This is a genomic window from Bacillus sp. JJ1764, assembly GCF_036962145.1.
Taxonomy (GTDB): domain Bacteria; phylum Bacillota; class Bacilli; order Bacillales; family Cytobacillaceae; genus Neobacillus.
On sequence record NZ_JBALNY010000006.1, the window covers coordinates 23,279 to 28,394 of the forward strand.

At 38.9% G+C, this 5,116-nt stretch carries 5 protein-coding genes; 2 read left to right on the forward strand and 3 right to left on the reverse strand.

Annotated features, from left to right (window positions below; all coding sequences use genetic code 11):
* Positions 1–175: 175 nt before the first annotated feature.
* Complete coding sequence (locus tag V7083_RS00840; protein ID WP_335474358.1) at positions 176–1,654, forward strand: FTR1 family iron permease; 1,479 nt, start codon at positions 176–178, stop codon at positions 1,652–1,654.
* Between the two features lie 21 nt (positions 1,655–1,675).
* The gene (locus tag V7083_RS00845) at positions 1,676–2,050 is read left to right on the forward strand and encodes a hypothetical protein (RefSeq protein WP_335474360.1); all 375 of its coding nucleotides are present in this window, start codon (positions 1,676–1,678) and stop codon (positions 2,048–2,050) included.
* 107 nt (positions 2,051–2,157) lie between these two features.
* On the opposite strand, the gene V7083_RS00850 is transcribed toward V7083_RS00845, so the two are convergent.
* Genes V7083_RS00850 through V7083_RS00860 form a run of 3 tightly spaced genes read right to left on the reverse strand, consistent with a single transcriptional unit; the run spans position 2,158 to position 4,765 of the window.
* Entirely contained in the window at positions 2,158–2,964 is an 807-nt protein-coding gene (locus V7083_RS00850) for an ABC transporter permease (protein ID WP_335474362.1), read from the reverse strand.
* A complete protein-coding gene (locus V7083_RS00855) occupies positions 2,945–3,721 on the reverse strand; it encodes an ABC transporter ATP-binding protein (RefSeq protein WP_335474364.1) in 777 nt (258 codons plus the stop codon). Before V7083_RS00855 ends, V7083_RS00850 begins: the two co-directional genes overlap by 20 nt.
* A gap of 21 nt (positions 3,722–3,742) precedes the next feature.
* The gene (locus V7083_RS00860) at positions 3,743–4,765 is read right to left on the reverse strand and encodes an ABC transporter substrate-binding protein (protein ID WP_335474366.1); all 1,023 of its coding nucleotides are present in this window, start codon (positions 4,763–4,765) and stop codon (positions 3,743–3,745) included.
* Between the last annotated feature and the right edge of the window lie 351 nt (positions 4,766–5,116).

Here is a 5,116-nt window from a genome sequence, read left to right on the forward strand (position 1 = left end):
CAGACCAGTTAATAGAGCCTTTTTATTAACAAAAATCAAAGTAAGGTTCACAAAATAGAAACAAATCGTTGCATTTTCTAATTGACAATGATTATCAGTATAAATACAATAAAGAATGTACTAAGGGAAATGAAAATCATTTTCAATTAAGTGAACGCCAAAATGGGGGATCTACGTGAGGAAAAATTTTATACTTACTGTCTCAATCATCGTTTTCATTTTTGGATTTGGGTTAAATATTCCTTCCGTAACAGCTTCTGGAAATTCTCGTGAAGATATAAAGAAGGCAGAGGTTTCAATTGATCAAGCTATTGATTTTGCCTCTCATGGAAATCTTCCTGAAGCGGAAAAGGCATATAACCAATTCAATAAAACATGGAGACAGATTGAAGAAGGAATTAAAGCACATTCAGCAACTGCTTATCGTGATATTGAATCCAATATGGGAAAAGTAGTTTATGCTTTTACCCTTAAAAAGCAGGATCAAGTCGTAGGATCCTTACAAGACTTAAAGGCTGTAAATGAGAAATTTGCAAGTGGAGGTTATCCCAAAGAGGCTGGTTTTAAGCAAGAGGACCTCTCTTTAGATGATTTTATCCTCATCCTTCAAGCAACAAAAAAAGAAATTGGTGAAAAGAATCAAACAGAAGCATTGGAACAGATTAAGAAGGCTAGTAATAGTTGGCTAAGTGTTGAAGGTGCTGTCGTTGCCCAATCAGCATCTGTTTATAGTGATTCTGAGAGGGATTTGGTAAGTATTCAAGCCATGTTGGCGGCAAATCCGCCAAATTATGCACAGGCCACAAAAACAATAGATAACATGATTCATTATTTAACCCCTTTAGCTGGTAAATCTCAATATACCTATTGGGATGCTGCCATGATCCTAATACGAGAGGGATTGGAAGCCCTTCTGGTCGTCATTGCATTAATGTCATTTGTAAAAAAATCAGCAGATTCAAAAGGAAAAGGCTGGATATGGACAGGTGTGTTAGCAGGCCTCGGAGTGAGTGTCATTCTTGCCATCATCGTTAAGTTTGTCATTTCCTCCGGTGCCTTTGGAAATAATAATTTGCTTATTGGCGGCTGGACAGGAGTTTTCGCAGCGGTGATGTTATTGTATATGAGCTACTGGCTTCATAGCCAATCCAATATCGCCGACTGGAATCGATATATCCGTGAAAAAAGTCAAAAAGCATTAACCACCGGCAAACTTGTTTCATTAGGTGTTTTAGCCTTTCTAGCGGTATTTCGTGAGGGAACAGAAACTGTTCTGTTTTATATCGGAATGGCTAGTCAAATCAAATTTCAGTCCTTATTGCTAGGGTTTGTTATTGGTGCAGCCATTTTGGGTGTCCTAGCCTATTTGATGATATTTGTTGGATTAAAATTGCCGCTCCGGCCATTCTTTATGGTTTCTAGTGTCATCGTTTTTTACCTTTGTATTAAATTTACCGGAATGGGCATCCACAGCCTGCAATTGGCTGGCTTGATTCAAACGACGAATGCACCGATCCCAAGTATCGAATTTTTCGCTCTTTACTCTTCTTGGGAAAGCGCCATTCCACAATTTGTACTGGTTGTGGCAGCCATTTTCATTATTTTGTTCAGGAAACTAAAAGTCAAAAGGCTTGTAACAGCTAATAATAACTAAAAAAGAAAGTAGGAAAAATAAATGAAAAAATTAACTTCGATCATCATGACAATTGGACTTGGCGGTTCCTTGCTTTTAGCAGGATGCAGTTCATCGGATAGTAAGGTTTCAGAGGGTGTAAATAAAATGTTGGATACAACAGAACAGTTATCCAAAGCAATTGACAACGGGGACCAGGCAAAAGTAAAAGAAGTCGGTCCTAAACTTGAAGATCAATGGTCCTCTTTTGAAGATGATGTAAAGAAGGATGATAAAGATCTTTACGAAAAAATTGAAAAATATCTTGATCCAACCATTGCAGGCTCAGAGGCAGATACACTGGATAAAAAAGCATTAGGCACGTTGAATGATCAATTGACTGATGCCCTAAAGGAATTAGCAGACAAAACTAAATAATATCCGTTCAAAGGGGTTAATCTCATTTTGTTTGAGATTAACCCCTTTTTGAATTTTCTAGATTAGAAGAGACCGGCTTCTCTTGCTGCATCGCTTTAAGCAATCCACTATTCTTTAATCAGTTTTTTCTCTAGTAGATCAACCAGCTGGTACATAATCGTGGCAATCACCGCAATCACCAAAAGTGACAAAAAGACAAGTGTAAAATTAAAGACTTGGAAGCCATAAATAATCATGTATCCAAGGCCCTTCGAGGAAACAAGGAATTCTCCAACAATGACACCAACCCAAGACAACCCCACATTTACCTTAAGTGTAGAAATGATAGTAGGAAAGCTTGCCGGTAGGATCGCTTCTCTGAAGCATTGGAATCGAGTGGCCCCAAATGTTTGCAGGACTTTTAAATAGTTAGAATCTACTTCTTTAAAAGATGTGTAGACAACAATGGCCGTGATGATGACCGAAATAATAACGCCATTGGCAATAATCGACGTGTATCCCGGACTTAGAGCGACAATAATGACAGGTCCTAAAGCCACTTTTGGCATTGCATTAAAGATTACTAAGTAAGGATCAAGTATTTTTGAAATAAATGGTGACCACCACAGAACCGTGGCTATCATAACACCCAGAACGGTCCCAATAATAAATCCAACTAACGTTTCCCAAACAGTGACACCTACATGCAAGAGCAAGGTGCCGTCGTGAATTTTTTCAACCAATAGGTTGAATATTTTTGAAGGGGAACTGAAGATCAGCGGATCGATCCATTGCTTTTGACTGAGAAACTCCCAGCTTGAAAAAAAGACCACAAAGATTACAGCCTGATAAAACAGTACCCATCTTTTTTCAACTTTCAAGGAATGAAGATATTTCTTATGGAGGATATCGATATTATTCTGTTTTAGATTCAAGGAGTTCCAACTCCTTCCAAATGGTTTGAAAAATACCTGAGTAAGTTTCATGCCTTCGAGCTTCGAATGGGGACAATTTTCGTAATTCTTCGGGCATCTCAAAAACTTTATGGATTCTTCCTGGTCTTGATGAAAATAGAAAAATTCGGTCACTCATGGCAATGGCTTCGCCAATATCATGGGTTACAAGGATGGCTGTTTTGCTAAATTGCTTTAATGTATCTGAAACTAAATCCTCAAGTTTTAATTTGGTTTGGTAATCAAGAGCGGAAAAAGGTTCATCTAGCATCAGAAGCTTCGGCTCTGTAGCCAGTGTTCTAACAAGGGCTACTCTTTGACGCATACCACCTGATAATTGCTTGGGAAGCTGCTTTTCAACACCACCTAAGCCAATTTGAGAAAGCAGGCTGAGAGCATACGATTTGGATGCATCAGTTAACTGTTTTGATAATTTCAAACCCAACAGAATATTTTCTTCAATTGTTTTCCACGGAAACAAATAATCCTGCTGAAGCATATAGCCGATTTCATTTTTTGAGGTGGAGATCGGTTCATTTTCTAATAAAACCTTTCCCTGTGTTGGTTTAAGCAGGCTGGAAATAATCGTGAGTAGGGTTGTCTTTCCACAGCCACTTGGGCCAAGAAGGGAGACAAATTCTCCCTCCTCAACCGTAAATGAAATATTGGAGAGGGCCGTGGTGGCGGAATCTCTGGTGAAATACGTATGATGAATATCTCGAACTTGCAAGAAGCTCATTAGAACGGCCACCCTTTCCGGTTAGTTATTCATGACTTTTTTTGCATAACTAGTATTAACTAGCGTTTTATACTTTACTTCTTTCGGAAGCTCCCCAGCTTCTTTCATGATATTTTGCAAATTGTTCCATTCCTCTTCATCAAGGATTGGATCAGTAGCGAAAGAACCTTGGCTCTTATAGCGCTCAATCACGGTGTTCATAATTTCGGGATCTGTATCAGGGAAGAAAGGGGCAACAGCTTTTGCAATTTCCTCTGTGCTGTGTGTATTCACCCATTGCTGTGCCTTATAAATGGCGCGTGTGAATTTCTCGATTGTCTCTTTGTTTTTTTTCATATAGCTATCTTTGGCCATGAATGTGGTATAAGGAACATGCCCGGACTCTTTTCCAAAAGAAGCTACGATGTAGCCTTTCCCTTCTTTTTCAAAAATACTGGCGGTTGGTTCGAACAGTTGAACGAATTCGCCGGTTCCTGAAGCAAAGGCATTCGCAATGTTAGCAAAATCAACATTTTGAATGAGATTGAGATCCTTTTGAGGATCAATTCCATGGTTCTTCAGCACAAATTCACCGACCATTTGCGGCATGCCGCCTTTCCGTTGCCCGAGGAAAGTGGTCCCTTTCAATAAATCCCATGAAAAATTGTCAATTTTCTTTCTGGATACGAGGAAAGTACCGTCTGTTTGAGTGAGCTGCGCAAAATTGATCACCGGGTCACTAGAGCCCTGGGCATAGACATAGATGGACGTTTCCGAACCAACGAGGGCGATATCGGCACCTCCCGATATAAGGGTAGTCATCGTTTTGTCACCGCCCGGAGTAGTCGTCAAGGTCACATCTAATCCTTCTTCCTTAAAGAAACTTTTGGAAATGGCAACATATTGTGGTGCATAGAAAATGGATCTGGTTACTTCGGCAATCCGAACTTTTTCAACCTTCTTGGTGCCAGATTTTGTATTGGAATCATTATTACATGCCACTAGGGAAAACATTAGTAAAGAGATGACTAGAAAAGAAAAACTTATCTTTGACCATTTTTTCATAAATACCTGAACCTCCTTATCTGGGCTATTGCCTAAGATATCGTATGAAACTGGAATGAATGTGTGAATACCCATTCGTCTATTTTGTATAAATAGGGCCAATTTTTTAGACTATCCGCAATATACATTTTATAATTTAGATAACATGTGCTAGTTTCAGAAAATATTTTTGGCAAGAGATAAGATTATTGAAACATCCCTTGATTTTTCAAGGGTTATTTATTTTTTTGTGTGGTTGATTATTACATGAACCTCGGGAAATTATAAGGAATGAATTGCTGTAAAAATGAAGGGGTAATTGGAATTTGGTCCAAGGGGCTTATAGGCGACGGAAAGAGTGAAAGAAGCGAG